We start from the raw sequence: 21,366 nt of genomic DNA on the forward strand, positions 1-21,366 counted from the left end.
TGACTATCCGATGCCAAAACAACCACTTTGAACGAATTTCGCCCACGACGAAACCATTAATGTTTTTCATCCGGCGCAGCGTAAATCCTGGCATTGGAACTAGCATGAATAAAAACTACGAAGAAAGCAATTATCGCACCATTGCCAAAAAACCATTTAAATAATTTTATATTCAGTACGTTATGTCGGGTGTCAGGGTATGCAAGGGGGTGCTACCTGACTCAACCCAGAATAAAGAGACAAAGAGTGTTGCCTGTGAGCTACAACCCATACTACTGATATTGTGCTGCCGGGAGGCTACGCGTGGTGGGCGGCGATTATTTACAGTCGTGATTGCCATAGCAAAGCCGCTATCAATCGCAACGCCGGGCGCAATCGCAACGCCGTAGGCATGCCATTTGGCGCGAACATACGGCTGGGTTGGTGTTTTCAATCAAAGCTAACGGCTGCATGCATGCAACCGTTAGTAGCCGCACCTGGTTTAAAATGATGCATCACGACCATGAGGCTCATCCAGATTCAACTCAGGCCCTACCGGCACCACCTGGGTCGGATTTATCATCGTATGGCTGTAATAATAATGATGCTTGCTATGCTCAAAATTAACTGTTTCGGCCACGCCGGGATACTGATATAGCGCCCGCAGATAGCCACTCATCGCCGGATAATCGCTAATGCGCCGGACATTGCATTTGAAATGCCCGTAATACACCGCATCAAAGCGAATCAAGGTCGTGAATAAACGCCAGTCTGCCTCTGTCAGTACATCACCACACAAATAACGTTTATTGGCAAGTCGTTGCTCAATCGTATCCAGGGCTTTAAACAATGCGTTGACCGCTTCTTGATACGCATCCTGAGTGGTGGCAAAACCGAATTTATATACCCCATTGTTGATATTGTGATAAACTAGGGTATTGACCTGTTCTATCTCCTGCTGCAATGTTTCCGGATAGTAATCTTCCTGATTGCCAGTCAGCCCATTAAATGCGCTGTTAAACATACGAATGATGTCGACGGATTCATTGCTGACGATAGTCTGCTGCTTTTTGTCCCACAACAATGGCACCGTAACCCGGATGGTCACCTGGGGGTTTGCCATTGTGTATAGCTCATGTAAATACTGCTTTCGATAAAGCGTATCCCCGGTTGCCCCGGGATAGCCGGCAAATGTCCAGCCATGACTCAGCATCTCCGGGGACACTACGGATACTCCGATATAATCTTCAAGATTTTTGAGCTTGCGCATAATCAGCGCTCGATGCGCCCATGGGCAAGCCAGTGATATATACAGATGATAACGATCTTTTTAAGCCGGAAACCGGGCCTCAGCCGAAGCTTCTATCTGCCCCCGAAAACTGGCTTCCTGACGCTCAAATCTGCCACCATTGCTATCGGTATCATACCACTTGTCCTGCCACTTTCCGTCTACCAGTAAACCCATCGGTAACTCCCTCTGTTCATCGTGTTGCGATTAAATCATCTTAGGGTTGAACGTGCTGCAGCATGTTTCGGATTGTTTGTTCTAATTAATCGAACAGGATCTTTACCTACGCTTCCCCTATCGGCGTGGGGGAACCTGACGTCAGCCATTTTGTCTTGGCCCCCGTTTTAGTTTTTTTGATATACTGCATCCCCTCGCCTGCCATCCAGGCTATTTGAACCACCTTATTACCGGATAGACATGCATGACTGACACTCAACGATTTGGCGGCACTGCTCGCCTGTACGGCCACCCATCTCTTGCAACGCTAAGCGCAAGCCATGTCTGTGTTATCGGAATTGGGGGTGTCGGCTCGTGGAGTGCTGAGGCACTGGCACGCACCGGGGTCGGCAGGATCACCCTGATCGATCTTGATGATGTTTGTCTGACTAATACCAATCGCCAGATACATGCACTTACCGAAACGGTGGGTGAGCCCAAAGTTACGGTCATGGCCCAACGTATTAAACAGATAAACCCCGCGTGCCAGGTTGATGAGATTGAAGATTTTGTTACCGCCGATAATGTGCGTGACTACATAAGCGCCAGCTTTGATGCGGTAATCGAAGCAACCGACAGCATCCGGGCCAAAGCAGCCATTATCTATTGTTGTAAGCGCAGTAAGATTCCGGTGGTAACGGTTGGAGGCGCCGGCGGCCAGATTGATCCGGGCCAGATTATCAAAGGCGATTTAGCCAAAACCATTCAGGACCCACTGGCTGCGAAACTGCGCAACGAATTACGCCGAAATTATGGTTTTTCTAAAAACACCACCCGGCGCTTTGGTGTAGAGTGTATATATTCAACCGAACAATTGCGTTACCCACAACCCGATGGCAGCGTGTGTTTTAATAAATCGGCAATGGAAAATGGTACCCGGCTGGACTGTGCCGGAGGCTTTGGCGCCAGCGTGATGGTCACCGCTACCTTTGGGATGATGGCCGCCGCCAGCGTGGTCAACAAACTTACCCGTTCATAATATCGATAATAAAAATTGTATCAGGAGCTCCAATGGAACAGCAGGAATTAAATACACTCATGTCAGAGTCAGCCAAAGATGCCACCGTGGTTGCTCAGGAAGAATTCAATATTGAGCTGGATTACAGTCAGCAAAGTATCGCTCTGGTAGACGATCTGCTGCTTTCGTTTATCGGGAAATATCAGGATAAAGCACTAGAAGACTCAGCGGTGTTCACCCTGTGTAATATATTTGGTGCGTATATCGGCGAAACTTACAAACAACACGCCGGCGGTACCTGGCGCTACGATCAGACCGACCCGAAAGCGCCATTTGTGGTACTGGATTGCAAAGACCGTTCTTATGCATTTGCCGGAATTTGTTACGAACGCCTGGTCAATGACAGTCAGATCAGTGTTAAGTCTTATTTTGATAAGGCGTTACACGCCCACACTCAATAGTTTTCAGGCAGCTGTCCGTTTGTTCCAGTCGGCAAGCATGTGTTTGATATGAAGGCTTTTAATACCGCTCCATAACAACAGCACCAGACTCACTAACTGCGCTGCCAGCATGGCGTGAAACTGCCAGTGACTTAAGAGCAGCTGCTGGAGTACCAGGGCACTGCTGGCGATAACGCCCAGCAGGCCTAATGGTTTGAGCAACCACAGCCAGCCAAACCATTGCCTGGTCCACAACCGCTGACGATTTCCAATTAATAACAACACCAGAATAAACGGCACGCTGCCAATCAGTTTCAGCCCTAATAGCTGTGGTTGTGGGTAGAACAGCTTCAGCAACAAGGTGGTATGCTGCATGCTCACCAGCGCAAATACAAAAATCAACCAGTCTATGCTGTTAATCAATAGCAGGGTGTACAACCAAACGGGCGGCTTGATAACACCTGCTTCATCGTAGCATTTCAGGGGTAAGGGTAACGAGGGCATAGACTTCACAACAACACAGGCGACGGCGCCCTATAGTAATGGCTTAGTGATAAAAAACAATCCATTGTATGGCCTGATAAGGGGCAAGGCCCCACAATTGGGTAACGCTGGCAGCACTGTGCCTAAGCATCAGCGCCCCTACTTCATACTGGTAAACTGACTCACCACCTTGCTGGTCTTGTTGGCACCGGCTTCACTGGCGCCGCCAATGAGCCAGATTTTTCCCTGATACGTGACTGCGCCCAGGCCATGTCGGGGTACCGGCATGACCGACACTTCATGCCAGTTTTGTTTTTGCAAATCATAGCGCCAGACTTCGGTAAAGACATCGCCGCCATCAATGAAATGCTCGCCTCCGAACACAAAAATACTATGCCGGTACAAGACGCAGGCCAGTCCCGCCCGTTCCTGTGGCAAGGGTTCGCCGGTTCGCCATGAGTCGGTCGTGGCATTGTATATTTCATGTACGCTGAGATTGCCGCCTTGCACCTGCCGGCCACCAATAACATGCACCTGTTGTTGGTACGTCACGGCGCAAGCGCTGTTTCTTGGGGTGGGCATGGAGGCGGCGGTATTCCAGATATCGGCATCAGGATCATAGACGCCATGCCAGTCAGAATCGGTATGATCATGCCACAACCCGTTGGCTTCAGACTTGGGGCTGCGCCCGCCAATAACATGGATTTTGTCATCGAGCACCACCGCGGTGGTTTCAGCAATGGGTTTTGGCATGGGTGTTTTGCTTTGCCACTGGCCGGTATGTTGATCTAATACCAATACCGCGTCATTGTTGGTCCACTGCCCGCGCGCTGACTCAACAAAGCCGCCTAACAGCCACAGGTTATCGGCAAATGGCACCAGCATGGCATGGTGCCGTGGTTCCGGTAGCGGCGCAATCTGTTGCCAACGACCCGCTTTATAGACAGTCACCCGGTCGGATACGTCTAGCTGCCTGTCGCCCTGGGCCAGACCGCCAGCCACAAAAATGGCCTCATCAAGGACCGCCGGATAAATTTCCTGCACGGCAAAAGGCAATGCCGGGCCCGCCGACCAGCGATATTCAGGCTGGGGCGTCGGGGCTGCAACTGCCTGGCCCATAAGGGTGAGCAAGGCGATTGGCAACGCCCGGATCACCATGGCAAACGCTCGCCATTGGCATGCATAAAGCAGCCGGTGGTGTCGATACTTAACTCATCGAGACGGGCCATCAGCCCCTTCGCACTGGTTTGTGCATCGATATCCCCGGCGTTATTCACCATTTCTGTCTGTACAAATCCAGGGTGCAGTAACGCTACCGCAATGCCCTGGTCTTTCAGATCGTTTGCCATCGACACACCAAGCGCATTTAGTGCCGCCTTAGACATGCGGTAGCCATAATACCCGCCGGAGCCATTATCTCCCATCGACCCCATGCGGCTGGTTATAAAGCCGATTTTGCTGCCCCGCTGCAGATTGCCCAGAAGGCACTGTGTTAATAACAGGGGCCCTAATGCATTCACCCGGTATTGGTAATCAATAGTGTGAGGATCCCAGTTATTGAGGGTTTCATTACCTAATACCCCGGCGTTGTTAATCAACACATCGATTTTAGTGTTTTTAAGCACACTCAGCGACTCTTTAAGCTGCTCGTGACGGGATAAATCAATTCCGCAGTGCACCTGCGCGCCGCTTTTATTAAGCTCATCGCTGCTATTACGGCACAACGCTATCACATTGTCCTTGCGAGCCAGGTAGGCCTTAGTCAGTGCCAACCCGATTCCACGATTTGCACCTGTGATCACAATGTTCATCCGGATTCTCCTTGCACTTTAATCTACAAAACACGCAACAGACGCGCTAAATCTTCAGGGGTATCAATCCCGGCTTCAGGGGTTTCACGGGCAATATCCACATGGATTTTATCGCCGTACCACAGCGCCCGAAGCTGTTCCAGCGATTCATAATTTTCCAGCATGCTGGCGGCATAACGCACATACTGACCTATATACTGTGCCCGATAGGCATATATACCAATATGGCGAAGATAATCTGTTGGATTGATCTGCTCGCTGGATTCGAGCATGGCGGCGCGATGAAACGGGATGGCTGATCGCGAAAAATACAAAGCGTGGTGCAGATGGTTACGCACGACCTTAACCATATTGGGGTTCAGGACATCCTCAGCGCTGGTAAAAGGGGTTGCCAGGGTGGCCATGGCAAGTTGTGTGTGACTGGCCAGATTATCGGCCACCTGGCGAATATTTTTTGCCGGCACAAAAGGCTCGTCGCCCTGCACATTGACGATAGGGATATCGTCTTCAAGTTGCAGAATATCCACTACCTCGGCAAGGCGTTCGGTACCTGAATTATGGTTAGCTCTGGTCAGACATACTTCGCAGTGTTGTTCGGCCACCGTGGCGATACGTTTATCGTCGGTGGCCACCACAATACGCTCTGCCCCCGCTTCTTTGGCCCTGGCGATCACATGGGCGATCATCGGCTGACCTTTAATGTCAGCCAGCGGCTTCCCGGGAAACCGGGTGGAACCATAGCGAGCGGGAATTATTACGGTAAATGTTGTTGCCGGGTCGCCCATTACTGCTTGTCCTGTTGTTCCTGTGATAACGGCTGTGCTTCACTTTCAATCAAAACCGGAATACCGTCGCGTACCGGGTAAGCAAGCCGGTCAAAGCGGCAGATTAGCGACTGTTTGTCTTCGCCCATTGCCAGTTTGCCTTTACACACAGGACAAGCCAGTACATCGAGCAATTTAATATCAAAAACCATGTTATCTGTTCCTTTTCACAAAAAACCGTGTCGGCTTAACTTTGTGTCTAACTGTTGATAAAAAGCAGCGGGCAATTGCGCCGATACTTTCAGGTACCAGCAATCTGAATGCGCAAAAGGTGCTACTTTCACCGCGTCTTTTTCGGTCATAAGCACCGGACCGTCCGGGATATCCTGCTTGCTATACTGATAATGGTCAGCAAACGGGGTCTGGGTCTGGGTAGTGATACCCAACGCCGCAAGCTGGTCAAAAAAACGCTGTGGGTTACCGATACCGGCCAGAGCGTGTACCGGTAACTGGCGCGCCACAAAGTCATCTACGGCGCAGCTCACTGTCGGGTCCTGGACACTGAGGATCTGACCGGCCGCCAGCTGCATGGGGTACTGCGCCGTGGCCACCCCAGTAAACGGGCTGATTCAAATTGCTGCACATTATGCAAAATCAAATCAACAGTATCGAGCCGCCAAACACCTTCTCGCAGCGGCCCCATTGGCAGCAGACGGCCATTGCCAAAGCGGCGTTCGTCCATAACCACGATTTCCATATCCCGCTGCAAGGCATAATGCTGCAAACCATCATCACAAATAATGACATTGCACTGATGCTTCTCACTCAGCCACTGGGCGCCTCTGGCTCTGACCGGGTCGATGACCACTGGCAAGCCGGTGCGTACTGCCATCAACTGTGGCTCATCCCCTACTTTGGCAGCGCTATCCTGACTGCGCACAGTATGGGGGAAAGCCGTGGCGCTACCACCGTACCCGCGACTGAGTATGCCTGGCCTGAGCCCCTGTTTATGCAGGTATTCGGCCAACTCTATCACTACCGGGGTTTTGCCGTTGCCCCCCACGCTGATATTGCCCACAATAATAATAAAACAGCCATCAGGCCGGGCGCTGGTTTTAAACCCGGCTTTAAACAGATAGCGCCGGCTGGCACTAAGGACGGCGAATAACATCGTAAGCGGCCATAACAACCACAACCACCATCGGCGCCGATACCAGGCGCGTTCTAGCATGCTCATTCAGGCCCCCTTAAGATTTTTCACCGAACTGCAGAGCATGCAACTGGTAATAAGGGCCTTTATTTTCTAACAGTTCATGATGTCGACCGCGCTCAATAATCTCGCCCTGTTCCACCACCATAATCTGGTCCGCCGACTCAATGGTCGACAAACGGTGTGCTACCACCAGACTGGTGCAGGATTTTTGCAGTTTTTCTAAGGCATCCTGTATCAGTCGTTCTGACTCAGTGTCCAGTGCCGACGTTGCTTCATCTAATATAAGAATAGGCGCTCGTGCCAAAATTGCTCTGGCGATAGCAATCCGCTGACGCTGCCCGCCAGACAACATCAGCCCGTTTTCGCCAACAATGGTATCCATTCCTTCTGGCAACGCCTCCACAAACTCAAGCACATGGGCCATGCGTGCCGCTTCGTGAATGTCGGCGTTGGTTACCGACTCATTGGCCCCATAGGCAATGTTGTTCGCGATGGTGTCATTGAATAACACCACATGTTGTGAAACCAGGGCAAATTGCCGACGCAAGGACTTAAGCTCGATATCCTGTAAAGGCACACCATCGATTAACACCTTACCCTGCTGCGCCGTATAAAAGCGGGTCATCAAGGCTGAGATGGTGGACTTACCGCTACCTGAACGTCCTACCAGCGCCACGGTCTGCCCCGGACTGGCGCTGAACGAAATATTCTTCAGGGCCGGTGTTGACTTACCCGGGTAGGTAAATGTCACTTCCTCAAATTCAATTTTGCCCTTAGCCCGATCAAGCTCAGTGCTACCGTAGTTATCTTCATTATTGGTGTCGAGGATTTCAAAGATACTGCTACAGGCGGCCATGCCTTTTTGAAACTGGTTGTTCACTGTGGTTAGCTGTTTCAGCGGCTTTAACAGCATCACCATATAAAACACCACGCTGACAAAGGTCCCGGCAGTCAAATCTTCCATCATTGAGGGCATACTGGCCAGATACAAGACAAAAGCTAACGCAATTGAGGCGATAACCTGGATAGATGAGACACTTAAAATCTGGGTGACATTAAGCTTCATGTTCTGCTGACGATTGTGATTATTTTTGGCTTCAAACCGATCCTGCTCAATCTGTTGCCCCCAAACATCAGAATGACTTTGTGTCCCTTTACCGCCTGTTCCACCGCTGCCGTCACGGTGCCCATCGACTGCTGAATGTTACGACTGACCTTACGAAAACGCTTACTGACGACGGTGACAATCACCGCGACCACAGGCCCAATCAATAAGAAAATCAGGGACAATTGCCAGGAATAATAGAACATCACAATTAATAAGCCGATCACCAGCGCACCTTCACGAACCAGGGTCAGGAACGCTTTGCCTGCTGCCGCCGCCACCTGTTCGGTGTCGTAGGTTACTTTACTGATCAGACTGCCCACCGCCTGGGTATCATGGAACGACACCGGCAGGTGTAAATACTTTTCAAACAATTGCTGGCGCATCCGCATCACAACCTTGGCGCCGATCCAGTTCAGCGTATAGGTGCCCATAAAATTAAAGATGCCGCGCAAAATAAACAGCGGCACAATGGCATAGGCCGCCACCCGCAAAAAGGCGCTATCGTTGTTGGACAGAGACTCATCAATTAAGGTTTTAAGGTGGGCCACCACATAGGTATCCAGGGCGGAGTAGCCCACCATGCCCACAATTGCGACGGCAAATTCGAGTTTATAATGACGCAGATAGCCCATGAAACGCTTAATCTGGCTTCCCGAATAATCTGTTTGTTGCATGTAATTCATTCACCTCAATAAATATCCGCTTTAGTGTACCTGTTTGCAGCAAAATTTAATAATCTGAGACCTCACTTTCTTGCTTTTTGTCGGTTTAGTGCACACCCCGTTAATCTCAGCTATCAGGCCATACCCGGCTCTGACTACCCGGGTGATACCAACGGCTTAGCATTTTTTCGGCACTGGTTAGGTGCACTCCCGTGGTCGCGCCGAACGTGAAACGAAGATAACCGCTAACCGCAGTGTTATGCATTTGACTGCCTTGCTGGCGATAGCGGCGCATTACTTGCGGCGCCGGAAAGTTCCAGCGGTTATGGCGAGCGGTGGTGAACACCACGTGTTGCGGGTCCACCGTCTTAACGAACATCCTACCTGAAGACGTTTTGCTGCCATGATGGGGCGCAATAAGAACCGTTACCGGACTTAGTATATCGGCATACAGCAGCGCATATTCGGCGCTACGTTCGATATCGGCGGCAATCAGTACCCAGTCCTTGCCAGCGCCAATTCGTAATACACAGGAATGGTTGTTGTCATCAATGGTATTCCCCGGTAACGGCCAGAGCGCCTCGATGGTAAGACCCTGCCAGTGCCTGATAAACCCTCGCTGACACTGTTGCCGGGCAGTGATAACCGGCTGGCGGAACTGCCACTGTTCACGGGCGGCTTCAATATCTGGCAGTCCGCCGGCATGATCATTATCAAAATGGCTGATAAATACCTCATGCAATTGCTTTATATTGAGATAGTGCATAACTGGGGCGACCTGACGGCTAAAGGTACTAACGCCATAGGGCTGGCCGGCCCCGTGTCGATAAGAATTGCATGGCGGCCGCGACTGATTAGCAGGGCGCTACCCTGCCCCACATCCACCACATGCAAATACCAGTGTTGATAATTAAAACTCACCGGGCTTAATAGCAGCGGGACCAGCAACATGCTGGCAAACCGTTTTCTGAATACAAACGGCGGACATAGGATGATGGTCAGCGCCAGAACCAGTGCCACCAGCACCCCCTTCGTTAAATGCACCGACGCCGCGCCGGGCATAACCTCCTGCAGGTTCTGTAACAGTCCAACCAACCGCCCCAGCAGATCATCAAACAGATATAGCGGGCCGCTAATAAAGCCGCGAGTCACAAAATATAGTAAGGTCGCCAGTAAACCTAACGGCAGCAACAAGCTGATAATGGGTAAAATAAGCAGGTTGAACAGTGGCGCCGCTAACGGCAGAATCTCAAAAAAGCCCAGCGTGGCGGGAACCAGTGCCAGCGATAATGCTACCTGTAACGTTATCATCCAGATGAGTTTAGAGGTAAAGCGGTTCAGAACAGGTGCAGCCCGCCAGTGGATAAGCCAGAGCCACAATACTGCACCTAGGCTCAGATACAGGCTGCTGCCATACACTGAAAACGGAAATACCAGAATACATACCAGCAGCATGCACAGGATCAGGGCGGGGTTGGATAGCTGCAACCGGCTTTGCTGAGCGACCACAAACAATATGATCAGCAACAACGCCCGGGTCACCGGCAGTTGCCAGTTGGCCAGAGCGGTGTAAGCCAGGGCGGCGCCAAGGGTAAGCAGCAACACCACCGGGCGCAGATTGGGTTGCCGGCCGGTGCGGGCCGCCAGCCATATGACCGGCAGGTATCCTACCCTGGCCAGCAACGCTGCCCACCCGGCGATAATCGCTAAATGCATTCCCGAAATACTAAAAATATGAGCCGTACCGGTTTGTTGCAATAGCTGCCAGTCCGGGCGTTCGAGTAGCTGCCGGTAGCCGGTTAATAAGGCCAGGGTCCATTTTTTATTAGGCAACGACACCATCATCAGTTCATCGGTAACGCTTTGATGCAGCGTCTCAGGGGCGTTATAGGCCATCTGCAGCACCGCTTTTACCTGTCCGGTGTAAACGACTTTTTGGCTTAATCGCAGGCGCGCGGTATCTGCGGCCCCCGGATTACGTAAACTGCGTACCGGCTTCAACCGCGCCTGAATCCGGGCCGAGGTGCCAGGCTGAGGACACCCAGGATAAGCCTGCCAGTAAAGTATCACTTTGGGCCTGAGCCAGGCCGATACGAGCTGGCGACTGTGTAAGCGGGCGGTAACCCGACACTGTTCAGACAATTTTATTCTGGTACTGTGCAAAACCGTGATGTTAATCAGCTTATCTTGCTTAAAATTAACAGATGGTTGTTGCCAACCGACATACCAATACCCTAAACTCGCCATCCATAACGCGCCAAGCAACAGACCACTGATACCGGTCAGGACAAAATTACGGTAATCCGATGGCAAACCATTTTGCCTGCTTGCAGGTACAAAGAGACAGTCGCGGGCGCAATGCCGATAAATCAGCTGACCGCCGGTTACCAGTAACCAGCAGCCAGCTAATAGCAACGGATGAGGTAAAACAGGCCAGATAACCGCTGAGAGCGAGGCGATGCAAAAACATGTCATCCAAAGGGTGGTATGCTTGATCATTGTATAGCCCGGTAGCGTGAACGTGGTGTTTAATCCAGTTATGCCAAGAAAATTTATTAAACGATTTTTGCCGGATCACCAGTCCATCAAACGCAACAAAGCGTTGAAGATGTTTGGAACCGTGCTACACGAGCCTAATCTTTGGCACCTTAACCGGCGTTCGGCTCGCGGTGCGTTTGGCATCGGATTGTTTTTTGCATTCTGGCCAGTGCCGTTTCAAATGTGGTTGTCAGCGGCCACCGCAATCCCTTGTCGGGCCAATCTGCCGTTGTCGGTGGCCACGGTCTGGATCACTAATCCGTTCACCATACCCCCGATATTCTACGCTGCTTATAAAGTGGGAACGACTGTACTTGGGGCCGAACCGACCCATTTTGAATTTCAGTTCAGCTGGCAATGGGTCGTAGAAAGTCTGAGCACCATTGGCCCGGCCTTTTTGGTAGGGTGTGCCATTTGCTCTATTGCGGCGGGACTTGTGGGTTATTTTGGGTTGAATATGGTGTGGCGTTTTTCGGTACAAAAAGCCTGGGATGCCCGGCGTCAGGCCCGGGCCGAGAATAACAGCCGTTAATGACCTGGCCCTGCGGCTATGTAGGGCCAGGCGTGATTAATACACATTGTGCTGCTGTAAAAAGGCAATCAGGTCGTCTTCGCTCCAGACCGTCACACCCAGATCCTGAGCTTTTGTCAGCTTGGAACCGGCTTTGTCGCCTGCTACCAGAAACTGAGTATTGGCCGATACCGACCCGGCCACTTTCGCCCCTAACTGCTGTAACCGCCCTTTTGCATCGGTACGACTCATCTGACTGAGGCTGCCGGTGAGCACACAGGTTTGCCCCTCTAACGGCAAAGCGCCCGAGGGTTGTTCTATTTCAGGCCAGTGAATACCCGCTGCCAGCAATGCCTCAACAATTTCGGTATTGTGCGGTTCCCTGAAAAACAAAGATATATGTTGCGCTACCACATGCCCGATGTCACTGACCTCCTGCAAGGCCGTCACATCAGCCTGCATAACAGCTTCAAGGGATTTAAAATGCAGGGCCAGATTATTCGCGGTGGACTCACCCACTTCACGAATCCCCAGAGCATATAAAAACTTGGCCAGGGTGGTTTGCTTTGAGTCTTGCAGGGAACCCAGCAGCTTGCTGGCCGATTTTTCCGCCATCCGCTCCAGGCCGATAAGCTCAGAAATGTTCAGGTCAAAAAAATCAGCCGGGCTTTTAACCAGTTCGGCATCCACCAGCTGATCAATGAGTTTATCGCCAAGACCGTCAATATCCATGGCTTTGCGCGAAGCAAAATGTTTCAGCGCCTGTTTACGCTGGGCGGCACAGATTAAGCCGCCGGTACAGCGCGCCACCGCCTCATCGGCGAGCTTTTCAATGTGCGAATCGCACACCGGACACTGGCTCGGAAATTCAATATCATGGGCGGTTTCAGGACGCTCGCTGGTGACCACAGAGACCACCTGCGGAATTACATCGCCGGCCCGGCGAATAACGACCTTATCGCCAACCTTGACCCCCAGACGATTAATCTCATCCTGATTATGCAAGGTGGCATTGGAAACCGTTACTCCGCCCACAAATACCGGCTCTAGCCGTGCCACCGGAGTAATTGCCCCGGTTCGCCCTACCTGAAATTCAACCGAGATCAGACGGGTTATCTCTTCCTGAGCCGGGAATTTTTGAGCAATGGCCCAGCGCGGGGCTTTGGCGACAAAACCCAGCGTCTGTTGCAGCGCAATGCTATCGACCTTAAACACCACGCCGTCAATATCGTAGGGCAATGCTTCGCGGGTGCGCAGGATATGCTGATAATACTCTAAACACCCCTGCCCGCCTTTCGCCGTAGCAATGTCCGGGCACAACGGCATCCCCCAGCTTTGAACCAGATTCAGGCGCTCGCTATGGGTTTTTGGCAGCTCCAATGACGCCGGCGCTACCACGCCCAGTGAGTAGGTATAAAACATCAACGGCCGACGGGCGGTAATTTTTGGATCCAGCTGACGCAAACTGCCGGCCGCCGCATTGCGCGGATTCGCAAAAACTTTGGCATTATTGGCCTTCTGGCGGCTATTTAACTTTTCGAAACCCGCCTTAGACATAAATACTTCGCCACGAATTTCTACCCGTTGCGGAATCGTGTCGCCTTTAAGCCGGTGAGGTATATTGGTGATAGTACGCACATTCTGGGTAATGTTCTCTCCCACCTGACCATCGCCACGGGTGGCGGCCTGAACCAGTTGGCCGTTTTCATAAAGCAAACTTACCGCCAACCCATCAAGTTTTGGTTCGCAGCTGAAATACAAGATTTCGTTGGATTTTAGCCGGTCGTGCAAACGTTTTTCGAAGGCCAGTAACGAGGCATCATCAAAGGCATTATCCAGCGATAACATCGGTACTTCGTGGGTGACCTGCTCAAACGCACTCAGTGGCGCCCCACCCACTTTCTGGCTCGGCGAGTCAGGCGTTATCAGTGATGGATTTGCTTGTTCAAGCTCAATAAGCTGCTGCATAAGCCGGTCATATTCGGCGTCCGGCACGGTGGGAGCATCAAGTACATAATACTCATGATTGTACTGACGAAGGGTGTCACGCAAATGTTCAATTTGCTGTTCGCTGGATGATGATTGTTTTGACATAGCTAACTTTTAAAATGAAAAAGCCACCCGTGTGGATGGCTCTGGACTAAGGTTATGCTCTGGAGAGCCTTCTGCGCCGTTCAAAATCACGGATTTTTTCAAAATATTGCTGCAGGCCCTGCTTTGTCAGCACGCTGCGACGGCCGTCTAATATCTGGCCGTCAAATTCGTCGGCGATTTTGCGCGCCGCATTGTGCATCATATTAAAGACCTGATGCGAGTCACCTTCCACCGGCAAAATCATAAACAAAGACACCCCCACGGTGGTGAAGGTTTCAAGGTTATCAATATCAAATACGCCCGGCTTAAACATATTGGCCAGACTAAATAATACCGGGCCATTGCCATCAGCGCTGATATGGCGGTGGAAGATATCCTGCTCACCAAATTTAAACCCGAGCGTTAATAACATCGGCAACAAGGCGGCGCCGGAAATCGGCTGCTCATCTTTTGCACGGACATTGAGTACCAATACTTCCTGAGCGCCGGCCGCCGCCTCGGCTGTTGGTTTTTTAGCAGATGTGTCCTGCTCTGCCTCAACGTGATGGTCGCCGCCGGCACCGGAATCTGCGGCCGGGTCGGCACCAAAATTAGGCTCACGGCGCTCGCCGGGCTGGGGCGACGTGTCGGCGTGGGCATGGGCGGGCCGGTGGTGTTGCCCGGTGGTAGGTTCTGACGCAGCTGTTGTTTGGGGGCGCTCGGTCGCTTTATCGGCCGCTTTTTCGGCCGGTTCAGCCCCCTCAGATTGGGTACGGCTGGAACTGGAATAGCCAGCAGGATCCTGCGCGCTAAAACGGTCGCCGGGCTCCTGAAGCTTGTTGACATCAGAGCCAGCTTCAGGATTATCTTTTAATAAAAACCCTGGCGGTTCGGGAACCGGTTCAGAAGTCTTATCTTCGTCGCTGGCTTCAGCAGCGCTTCGCTGCATATGTGGTTTAGGATTGGAAACCACCGACCCATATAATTTTTGTTCAGTGGCTTGTTCATCAGCCGCCACAGAAGCGCTGTCAGTGGCAGCAAAATTGTCCTGCGCCGTGGATGCTTCGCCGGCGGCAGCGTCACCGCCCACTACCCGCACTTTACCAATGCCTAAATCATCAAAGTCGTGCGCGGTGTCATCGCTGCGAGGATGATCCTGCCAGCTGTTATCCTGCCAACTATTATCCTGATATTGGGCCTCATCCCACTGCCCGGGTTCTACCCGCTGGCGTCGTGTCGCCGTACCACTGTTTTTTCTGATCTTCCAAATACCATGTGCCAGTACCGCGATAATGATAATCGTACCAACAATGAGTAGTGACAGACGTAATTCATCTTCCATCTTTATTAAGTCGCCCTTTGTTATGCTTCTACAAATGCCATAGCTTCGTCGACATCTACCGCCACCATTCGCGAAACGCCAGGCTCTGCCATAGTTACGCCGGTAAGGTGGGTCGCCATTTCCATCGCAATCTTATTGTGGGTGATATAAATAAACTGCACCGACCCGGACATTTGCGACACTAAATTACAAAAGCGCCCGACATTGGCATCATCCAGCGGTGCATCAACTTCATCCAGTAAACAAAAGGGTGCCGGATTCAGTCTGAAAATCGCAAACACCAATGATAAAGCGGTTAACGCTTTTTCTCCACCGCTTAATAGATGAATTGTGCTATTTTTCTTACCCGGTGGTCGCGCCATTATGGTCACCCCGGCTTCAAGCAGATCCGCATCGGTTAATTCAAGGTACGCCGCTCCCCCTCCAAACACTTTAGGAAACAAAGCCTGCAGATCTTTGTTCACCTGCTCAAAGGTATCAGCAAACCGTTGCCGGGTTTCTTTGTCGATTTTTCGAATTGCACTTTGCAGGGTGTCCAGCGCCTCAGTCAGATCGTCATACTGATTATTTAAATGGGCCTGCCGCTGTGCCTGTACTTCATACTCCTCAACCGCCGCCAGGTTCACCGCCCCTAATTGATTTACCGCCTGAATGGTGGCATCAAGTGTGCGCTGCCAGTTTTTTTCAGTTGCCTCTGCCGGAAGTTGCTCCAGCAGCGGGCCCAGGGGAGTCTGGTTTTGATCGATTTGCTCAAGCACCGCATCAGCCCGGGCGCGGGCTGATTCAATATCAATAACAAGGGTATCGACCTGATGCTGTTGCTGGCGAATCATCTCGTTGAGCTCATCACGGTGCTTATCGGCAGCGTGTAACCGGGCCTGTACATTGCCTATTTCAGTGGTCAGCTGCTGCATCTGTGCATCGGTGGTGGCTTTGCTTTGCAGTAGACGTTCCAGGTCTTTTTTCCCTGCCTGTTTTGGCTGCTCCAGCGCCTCTTTTTCGCGATTCAGCCGAAGCAGTCGCTCGGCATATTCCTCAAGTTGCTGGGTCAGCCTTTGGTGTTCATCCTGATAACGCTGCAGGTGCTGCTGTTGCTGCTGTAAGCTAAGTTGTCTGGTATGCAGCTGTTGCTGATATTGCTGCGTGCGTCGCCGGGCCTCACGGTATTCACGGGTTAACCGTTCTTGTTGTTCGTGATGTTCCCCCCTGGCTTGCTTAAGTTGCTGCTCCTGGTGCTCAGCGTCTTTAATGTCAGCTTCAAGGCTGGTGATGGCTTGTTGCTCTTTGGAAAGTAAGGCACTGAGCTCATCATATTCAGTGGTAAACTTGTGCAGACGCTGCTGATACTGCTGTTGGTGTTGTTCCGCCAACTCATGTTTGTGCTGTTGTTGCTTCAGCTCAAGGGCCAGATGCTGTAACTGCTGGCTCAGGCTCTGATAACGACTTTCGCTTTGCTCTTTTTTAAGCAGAGCTTGCTGGCTGCGAGCCACGGCGTCTTCAAGATTTTGCTGTTGCTGTTCGATTTGCGCCTCACACTGGCTAAGCTGACTGGCAATCTGCAGGGCCCCTCACCGTCATCCTCACCATACTGATAGGCCCAGGCCCCGGTCAGCAGCACCCCGGTGCGGGTCACCAGCATCTGTCCAGGGGTAAGATCCACTAACTGAGTCAATGCCTGCTCAATGTTCTCAGCCACCATAACCTGATTAAATAGCGCAGGTATCAGGCTGTCTGACTCCAGCTGGGCTGCGAGGGTCCCGGTGGTGGCTGAGTCGCTGAAGGCCTTCGCAAGTACGACCGCATGCTGCCCCGGTAAAGTGAGGTAATCGCTGACACTCAGTGGCCCCTCCCCCTCGTACAATAACGGCTCGTGCATAAAGGTAAGCACCGCTTGCGCGGCCTGTTGCCAACGGGCTGCGACTTTCAGATGCTGCCACAGCGGACTTACCGGCAGGTCACTGGGCACTGGCTGGCGGGCCTGACTCAGCGTAGTCAGTGCGGCCATTTTAGACTGTAAATTTTGAAGCGCATTGTCGTTGGCTTTATGCTCGCCTGAGGCTCGCTGGTGCTGATGCTGATGTTCTTCATACTCCGTTTTCGCCTGGTGCACCTGCGCTTCGGTTTCATCTAAACGGGCCCTAAGCAAAACCGTTTCTGCCTCAGCCTGCTGCACCTCGGTGGCCACGTCCTGGCGCTGCATCTCGTTCAGCTCATGCTGTATCTGTTGCATGCGGGTCTGCGTACGCCGGGCAATGGCCGCTTCGGCCTGCAGCTGACTGTGCAGGCGCTGATGCGCATGCCGGGCTTCCTGGAAACTACTCTCGGACTGCTGGGTTTGTTGGGCAAACTGGTGCAACGCCTCCTCACAAACCTGCTCGTTTTCCTGGCTTTGAAGTAGCTGCGCCTGCAACAACTCAACCGCAGGGAGTAGCTGGTCAACCTGTTGCTGCGCCTCGGCCTGCTGCTCCCGGGCCCGGGTCTGTTGCTCAGCCCATGTATCGCGGCGCTGGGCATACTCGGTCACTTCCTGCTCAAGTTGCTGTAGGCGTTGCTGGCGATGCAAGTCGGCTTGCTCTATACGGGTGATCTCAGTCCGGGTCGTGAATTGTTGCTGCTGTAAGGTATCCAGCTGTTCTTTGAGTTCTTGCTGCCGGGTATGCTGCCCCGTTTGTCCGGCCTCATGCCGGCGTAACTGGGCCTGCAATTCATCCACCGTCACCTGTTGTTGTTGCTGACGCTGACGTAAAGCACGAACTTTGTCATTAAACTGCGACCAGCGTAACGCATTAAGCTCGGCCTTTAGCTGTCTTTCCCGGGCCTTCAGGGTTTTGAATTTTTGGGCGGTCGCCGCCTGTTGTTCAAGTTTTTCGAGCTGGGTGGTTAACTCGCCTCTGACATCATCAAGACGGGACAAATTATCACGGGTGTGACGAATACGGTTTTCGGTTTCCCGACGGCGTTCTTTATACCGAGAGACCCCGGCAGCTTCTTCCAAAAATACCCGTAAGTCCTGGGGCCGCGACTCAATAAGCCGGGAAATCATCCCCTGCTCAATAATGGCGTAGCTGCGCGGCCCTAGGCCCGTGCCTAGAAACAAATCGGTGACATCTTTGCGTCGGCAGCGGCTGTTGTTCAAAAAATAGGTCGACTGGCCATCACGGGTAACCAATCGTTTTACCGACAGCTCATTAAAGCTGGCGTATTCGCCGGCGATGCGACCACTGTCATTATCAAACACCAGCTCGACACTACACTGCCCTACGGGTTTACGTGCTGAAGAGCCATTGAATATCACATCGGTCATGGCATCGCCGCGCAGGTTTTTGGCGGAGCTTTCGCCCAGTACCCAGCGTACCGCATCAATCACATTGGATTTACCACAGCCATTGGGGCCTACAATAGCGGTCATATCACCTGGAAACGGAATCGTGGTAGGCTCGACGAACGATTTGAATCCCGCCAGGCGTATTTTTTTAAGTCGCAATGATCAATGTCCTTTCGTCAGCACATGCTGCAGCAGAATACATTGAGCAACAGATAGGCAAAAATAGCGTAATATCACAGCGTTCGGGCAGTAAAGTGTTGGATTTATTGTTATCTTTCGACTTTAGCAGATGTCATAAGCGGTAACAATTCGCAATTGATATACCCGGTCCGGGTCAGGGTATACTAACCGACGGTAACACAACAGGAGTAGATATGGTGGCGCGCAGTGGAATTGGGTATTTTTCCAGTGGCTTCAGTTTAATTCGCACCAAGGGTCTTAAGCGCTTTGTATTGGTGCCGCTGATGGTGAATTTGTTGCTGTTCAGTGTCGCGTTTTATTTTTTGTATAACGAGATCGGGGTGGCCATCAGCTGGTTGATAAACATGATACCCGAATGGCTTGGCTGGCTTAAAACCGTTATGACCTATATTTTATGGCCTATCGCGGTACTTAGTGTATTGCTGGTGTTCGGACTAATCTTCGGGACGCTGGCCAACTGGATTGCCGCGCCATTTAATGGCATTCTTGCCGAAAAAGTGGAACGCCATCTGACCGGTCAGGATCTGGGTGACGAAGGTGTTTTAAGCCTAATCAAGGATATTCCCCGCACCCTGGGTCGTGAGGCCGCTAAGTTTTGGTGGTATCTGCCCCGGGCGATAGGGTTTTTCCTGATCTTTTTACTGGTTCCGGTCATCGGACAGATTGTCTGGTTTGTTTTCACCGCCTGGATGCAGGCTATCGTGTATTGCGATTATCCTTATGATAACCATAAGGTGCCATTTAAAACCATGCGTGATCATCTGGGCGGACACAAAACCAAAGCCTTGTCGTTTGGGATGATGGTTAATGTATTTTCGTTGATTCCCGTGCTCAACTTTGTGGTGATGCCCATCGCCATTTGTGGGGCAACGCACATGTGGGTAAACGAATTGCGCGACGAAATCCGGCCGCATAAGCCGGCGCCATTATAATTGTGCTAAGGGCTATAATCACGCGCAGGACGGCAATACCAGCTCACGGCTGCAACGCAGGCTCAGGGCTGCTGGGGGGCGCTGGCGCCGGCGCAGGCTGATTAAAATCCTGATACTTTTTCAACCATTTGCCCGCCTGCGGTGTATTGCCGGCATAATGAAAGCTTTGAAACAGATTCATAAAGATCGGACGCTGCGCGTTGGGCCGCCCAAGCTGCTGACGCCACAGTTTAAGATACAAATCAGGAATCACCCCGCTGTCATGGTGCTCCAGAAAGGTTATTTTATCCGAAGGCTTATAGGCCTGACGATCATGACCCTGACAGGTTTTCGCCGGTGCAATTTTCAGGTTTGGCGCTAACCCCTGCCAGTGAGTAAGCGTGGTAAAGGGGGCATAGGTCAGTTTGCCATCAAATACCAGATTCGGGATCTCTTTACCGTTGCAATAGCGTGAGGCCATCGCTGAACCCAGTGGGTATTCATCAACAAAACCAGCAAAATGCGCCAGTTCATGAACCATAACCGAATAGCTGTCGGATAAATCCAGAAACATTACCCCATTATTCACATTGGCCTTGCCAAGGTCGGCCACCACAATGGCATGGGTGGCATCACGGGCCTCAATCGCGTCGGCCAGGGGCCGGACATCGCAGCCCAGCCGGTCTGTTTTTTGCCAGTTATTGCTGCATTTGAGTGTATTTTGGGTTAACCACACCGGGCGCTGCAGGCAAATTGGTAATGCTTGTAAACGCTTGTCTGCATGAAAGTTTGTATACAGTTCACTGGCACGTTCAATACTGGACAATGAGGTGGCAAACATTTGAATACGTTGCAGGCACTGGCGATTTTGAGGCCATGCCCGGCTTTTCACCTGAGCCACCGATTGTGGCTGATAACTGGATAGCACCTGCTCCAGCCGCCGGGCCAGCGGATTTTGCCGGCTGGCAGCCTCACCAATCAATGCCCGGCCCTGCTGATGCTTACCTTCATCCCATAGTAACCGCCCCAGATGATAGGCACTGGCCGGATACTCGCCAGCGGTGGCTTTAAGCCAGGGGCGGGCCTTCTCCGGTTGTTGATTTAACAGGTACCAGTCAGCCAGGGCCGCCTGAGCGGGTTGGAAAGCTTGCTTCGCCCCTTTTAATAACCAGCGCTCCCGGATCTGAGCATCTTCGGTAGACATGGCCAGGGCCAGCTGGGCTTCAGCAACACCACCCCGGGCCGCCAGTTGCAGCAGATAGGGCTGCCGTTCATGTAACGGCGCCTGTTGATATAATGCCCAGGCTGCGGGCGCATGTTTCAGACCCACCAGCTTGTTAAGCCAGAAGGGTTTGTGGTTGGCTATAGCAAAGTCGGTAAGCTGGGCCCGGGCCGCTGGACTGCCGGTCAATGAAGCGCGCCAAAGCAAAGGCGCTGGTTTTTGCGAGCTTTGGGCATTGGCAAGCAATTGCGGCACATAATGAGCTGTGTCCGCGCTTACCAGCACCATCGCCAGTAACGCTATAATTAATCCACGCATGTT

Annotated in this window: 18 protein-coding genes and 2 pseudogenes; 4 read left to right on the forward strand and 16 right to left on the reverse strand. The window is 52.0% G+C overall.

Annotation, left to right across the window (positions count from 1 at the left end):
• Positions 1-481 precede the first annotated feature (481 nt).
• Positions 482-1,444, reverse strand: a pseudogene (locus IT774_RS08690) (glutathione S-transferase family protein).
• A 244-nt stretch (positions 1,445-1,688) separates the two neighbouring features.
• Between IT774_RS08690 and tcdA the strand changes: the two are divergent.
• Entirely contained in the window at positions 1,689-2,462 is a 774-nt protein-coding gene (tcdA, locus tag IT774_RS08695) for a tRNA cyclic N6-threonylcarbamoyladenosine(37) synthase TcdA (protein ID WP_195809451.1), read from the forward strand.
• 32 nt (positions 2,463-2,494) lie between these two features.
• Positions 2,495-2,902, forward strand: coding sequence for a hypothetical protein (locus IT774_RS08700; protein WP_195809452.1), 408 nt, complete (start codon positions 2,495-2,497; stop codon positions 2,900-2,902).
• 3 nt (positions 2,903-2,905) lie between these two features.
• Here IT774_RS08700 and IT774_RS08705 read toward each other — a convergent pair whose 3' ends face one another.
• The 10 genes and pseudogenes from IT774_RS08705 to IT774_RS08745 all read right to left on the reverse strand — a co-directional run bounded on the left by IT774_RS08705 (position 2,906) and on the right by IT774_RS08745 (position 11,421).
• Positions 2,906-3,385: a DUF2919 family protein gene (locus tag IT774_RS08705; RefSeq protein ID WP_195809453.1), complete on the reverse strand. Its 480-nt coding sequence runs from the start codon at positions 3,383-3,385 to the stop codon at positions 2,906-2,908.
• Between the two features lie 138 nt (positions 3,386-3,523).
• A complete protein-coding gene (locus tag IT774_RS08710) occupies positions 3,524-4,507 on the reverse strand; it encodes a Kelch repeat-containing protein (RefSeq protein WP_218958912.1) in 984 nt (327 codons plus the stop codon).
• 8 nt (positions 4,508-4,515) lie between these two features.
• Positions 4,516-5,175 (reverse strand): SDR family oxidoreductase, encoded by a 660-nt coding sequence (locus tag IT774_RS08715; RefSeq protein WP_195809455.1) that lies wholly within the window; start codon positions 5,173-5,175, stop codon positions 4,516-4,518.
• Positions 5,176-5,198: 23 nt separating this feature from the next.
• Positions 5,199-5,960 (reverse strand): 3-deoxy-manno-octulosonate cytidylyltransferase, encoded by a 762-nt coding sequence (gene kdsB, locus IT774_RS08720; protein WP_195809456.1) that lies wholly within the window; start codon positions 5,958-5,960, stop codon positions 5,199-5,201.
• The gene (locus IT774_RS08725; RefSeq protein WP_195809457.1) at positions 5,960-6,151 is read right to left on the reverse strand and encodes a Trm112 family protein; all 192 of its coding nucleotides are present in this window, start codon (positions 6,149-6,151) and stop codon (positions 5,960-5,962) included. The genes kdsB and IT774_RS08725 overlap by 1 nt, the downstream gene beginning before the upstream one ends.
• A 15-nt stretch (positions 6,152-6,166) precedes the next feature.
• The gene (locus tag IT774_RS17875; protein WP_332308830.1) at positions 6,167-6,484 is read right to left on the reverse strand and encodes a tetraacyldisaccharide 4'-kinase; all 318 of its coding nucleotides are present in this window, start codon (positions 6,482-6,484) and stop codon (positions 6,167-6,169) included.
• Complete coding sequence (lpxK, locus tag IT774_RS08730) at positions 6,481-7,176, reverse strand: tetraacyldisaccharide 4'-kinase (RefSeq protein ID WP_332308831.1); 696 nt, start codon at positions 7,174-7,176, stop codon at positions 6,481-6,483. The genes IT774_RS17875 and lpxK overlap by 4 nt, the downstream gene beginning before the upstream one ends.
• 10 nt (positions 7,177-7,186) lie before the next feature.
• Positions 7,187-8,934: pseudogene (gene msbA / locus IT774_RS08735) on the reverse strand (lipid A export permease/ATP-binding protein MsbA).
• Between the two features lie 115 nt (positions 8,935-9,049).
• Positions 9,050-9,688: a ComEC/Rec2 family competence protein gene (locus IT774_RS08740; RefSeq protein ID WP_195809458.1), complete on the reverse strand. Its 639-nt coding sequence runs from the start codon at positions 9,686-9,688 to the stop codon at positions 9,050-9,052.
• Complete coding sequence (locus tag IT774_RS08745; protein WP_195809459.1) at positions 9,670-11,421, reverse strand: ComEC/Rec2 family competence protein; 1,752 nt, start codon at positions 11,419-11,421, stop codon at positions 9,670-9,672. Before IT774_RS08745 ends, IT774_RS08740 begins: the two co-directional genes overlap by 19 nt.
• A gap of 40 nt (positions 11,422-11,461) precedes the next feature.
• On the opposite strand from IT774_RS08745, the gene IT774_RS08750 reads away from it, so the two are divergent.
• Positions 11,462-11,992, forward strand: coding sequence for a DUF2062 domain-containing protein (locus IT774_RS08750; RefSeq protein WP_195809460.1), 531 nt, complete (start codon positions 11,462-11,464; stop codon positions 11,990-11,992).
• Positions 11,993-12,028: 36 nt separating this feature from the next.
• Here the strand turns inward: IT774_RS08750 and ligA are convergent, their stop codons facing one another.
• The 4 genes from ligA to IT774_RS17405 are packed head-to-tail and all read right to left on the reverse strand — an operon-like array spanning position 12,029 to position 18,870.
• On the reverse strand, positions 12,029-14,065 hold the full coding sequence (gene ligA, locus IT774_RS08755) for an NAD-dependent DNA ligase LigA (protein WP_195809461.1): 2,037 nt from the start codon (positions 14,063-14,065) through the stop codon (positions 12,029-12,031).
• A 52-nt stretch (positions 14,066-14,117) separates the two neighbouring features.
• Positions 14,118-15,386 (reverse strand): cell division protein ZipA, encoded by a 1,269-nt coding sequence (gene zipA, locus IT774_RS08760; protein WP_195809462.1) that lies wholly within the window; start codon positions 15,384-15,386, stop codon positions 14,118-14,120.
• 20 nt (positions 15,387-15,406) lie between these two features.
• On the reverse strand, positions 15,407-16,876 hold the full coding sequence (locus tag IT774_RS17400) for a coiled-coil domain-containing protein (protein WP_232364933.1): 1,470 nt from the start codon (positions 16,874-16,876) through the stop codon (positions 15,407-15,409).
• Positions 16,813-18,870, reverse strand: coding sequence for a chromosome segregation SMC family protein (locus IT774_RS17405; protein WP_232364934.1), 2,058 nt, complete (start codon positions 18,868-18,870; stop codon positions 16,813-16,815). Before IT774_RS17405 ends, IT774_RS17400 begins: the two co-directional genes overlap by 64 nt.
• Before the next feature lie 215 nt (positions 18,871-19,085).
• On the opposite strand from IT774_RS17405, the gene cysZ reads away from it, so the two are divergent.
• Positions 19,086-19,844, forward strand: a complete 759-nt coding sequence (gene cysZ / locus IT774_RS08770; RefSeq protein WP_195809463.1) for a sulfate transporter CysZ — start codon at positions 19,086-19,088, stop codon at positions 19,842-19,844.
• Between the two features lie 43 nt (positions 19,845-19,887).
• On the opposite strand, the gene IT774_RS08775 is transcribed toward cysZ, so the two are convergent.
• Positions 19,888-21,363: an SEL1-like repeat protein gene (locus IT774_RS08775; RefSeq protein ID WP_195809464.1), complete on the reverse strand. Its 1,476-nt coding sequence runs from the start codon at positions 21,361-21,363 to the stop codon at positions 19,888-19,890.
• Between the last annotated feature and the right edge of the window lie 3 nt (positions 21,364-21,366).

This window comes from Salinimonas marina (assembly GCF_015644725.1).
Taxonomy (GTDB): Bacteria; Pseudomonadota; Gammaproteobacteria; order Enterobacterales; family Alteromonadaceae; genus Alteromonas.

Excerpts from the sequence above, each read along its gene's own strand:
- lpxK (WP_332308831.1), bottom strand. The coding sequence starts at position 7,176 with ATGAGCATGCTAGAACGCGCCTGGTATCGGCGCCGATGGTGGTTGTGG.
- IT774_RS08775 (WP_195809464.1), bottom strand. The coding sequence starts at position 21,363 with ATGCGTGGATTAATTATAGCGTTACTGGCGATGGTGCTGGTAAGCGCG.
- IT774_RS08750 (WP_195809460.1), top strand. The coding sequence starts at position 11,462 with ATGCCAAGAAAATTTATTAAACGATTTTTGCCGGATCACCAGTCCATC.
- cysZ (WP_195809463.1), top strand. The coding sequence starts at position 19,086 with ATGGTGGCGCGCAGTGGAATTGGGTATTTTTCCAGTGGCTTCAGTTTA.
- IT774_RS08740 (WP_195809458.1), bottom strand. The coding sequence starts at position 9,688 with ATGCACTATCTCAATATAAAGCAATTGCATGAGGTATTTATCAGCCAT.
- IT774_RS08715 (WP_195809455.1), bottom strand. The coding sequence starts at position 5,175 with ATGAACATTGTGATCACAGGTGCAAATCGTGGAATCGGGTTGGCACTG.
- kdsB (WP_195809456.1), bottom strand. The coding sequence starts at position 5,960 with ATGGGCGACCCGGCAACAACATTTACCGTAATAATTCCCGCTCGCTAT.
- tcdA (WP_195809451.1), top strand. The coding sequence starts at position 1,689 with ATGACTGACACTCAACGATTTGGCGGCACTGCTCGCCTGTACGGCCAC.
- ligA (WP_195809461.1), bottom strand. The coding sequence starts at position 14,065 with ATGTCAAAACAATCATCATCCAGCGAACAGCAAATTGAACATTTGCGT.
- zipA (WP_195809462.1), bottom strand. The coding sequence starts at position 15,386 with ATGGAAGATGAATTACGTCTGTCACTACTCATTGTTGGTACGATTATC.
- IT774_RS08745 (WP_195809459.1), bottom strand. The coding sequence starts at position 11,421 with ATGATCAAGCATACCACCCTTTGGATGACATGTTTTTGCATCGCCTCG.
- IT774_RS08725 (WP_195809457.1), bottom strand. The coding sequence starts at position 6,151 with ATGGTTTTTGATATTAAATTGCTCGATGTACTGGCTTGTCCTGTGTGT.
- IT774_RS08700 (WP_195809452.1), top strand. The coding sequence starts at position 2,495 with ATGGAACAGCAGGAATTAAATACACTCATGTCAGAGTCAGCCAAAGAT.
- IT774_RS08705 (WP_195809453.1), bottom strand. The coding sequence starts at position 3,385 with ATGCCCTCGTTACCCTTACCCCTGAAATGCTACGATGAAGCAGGTGTT.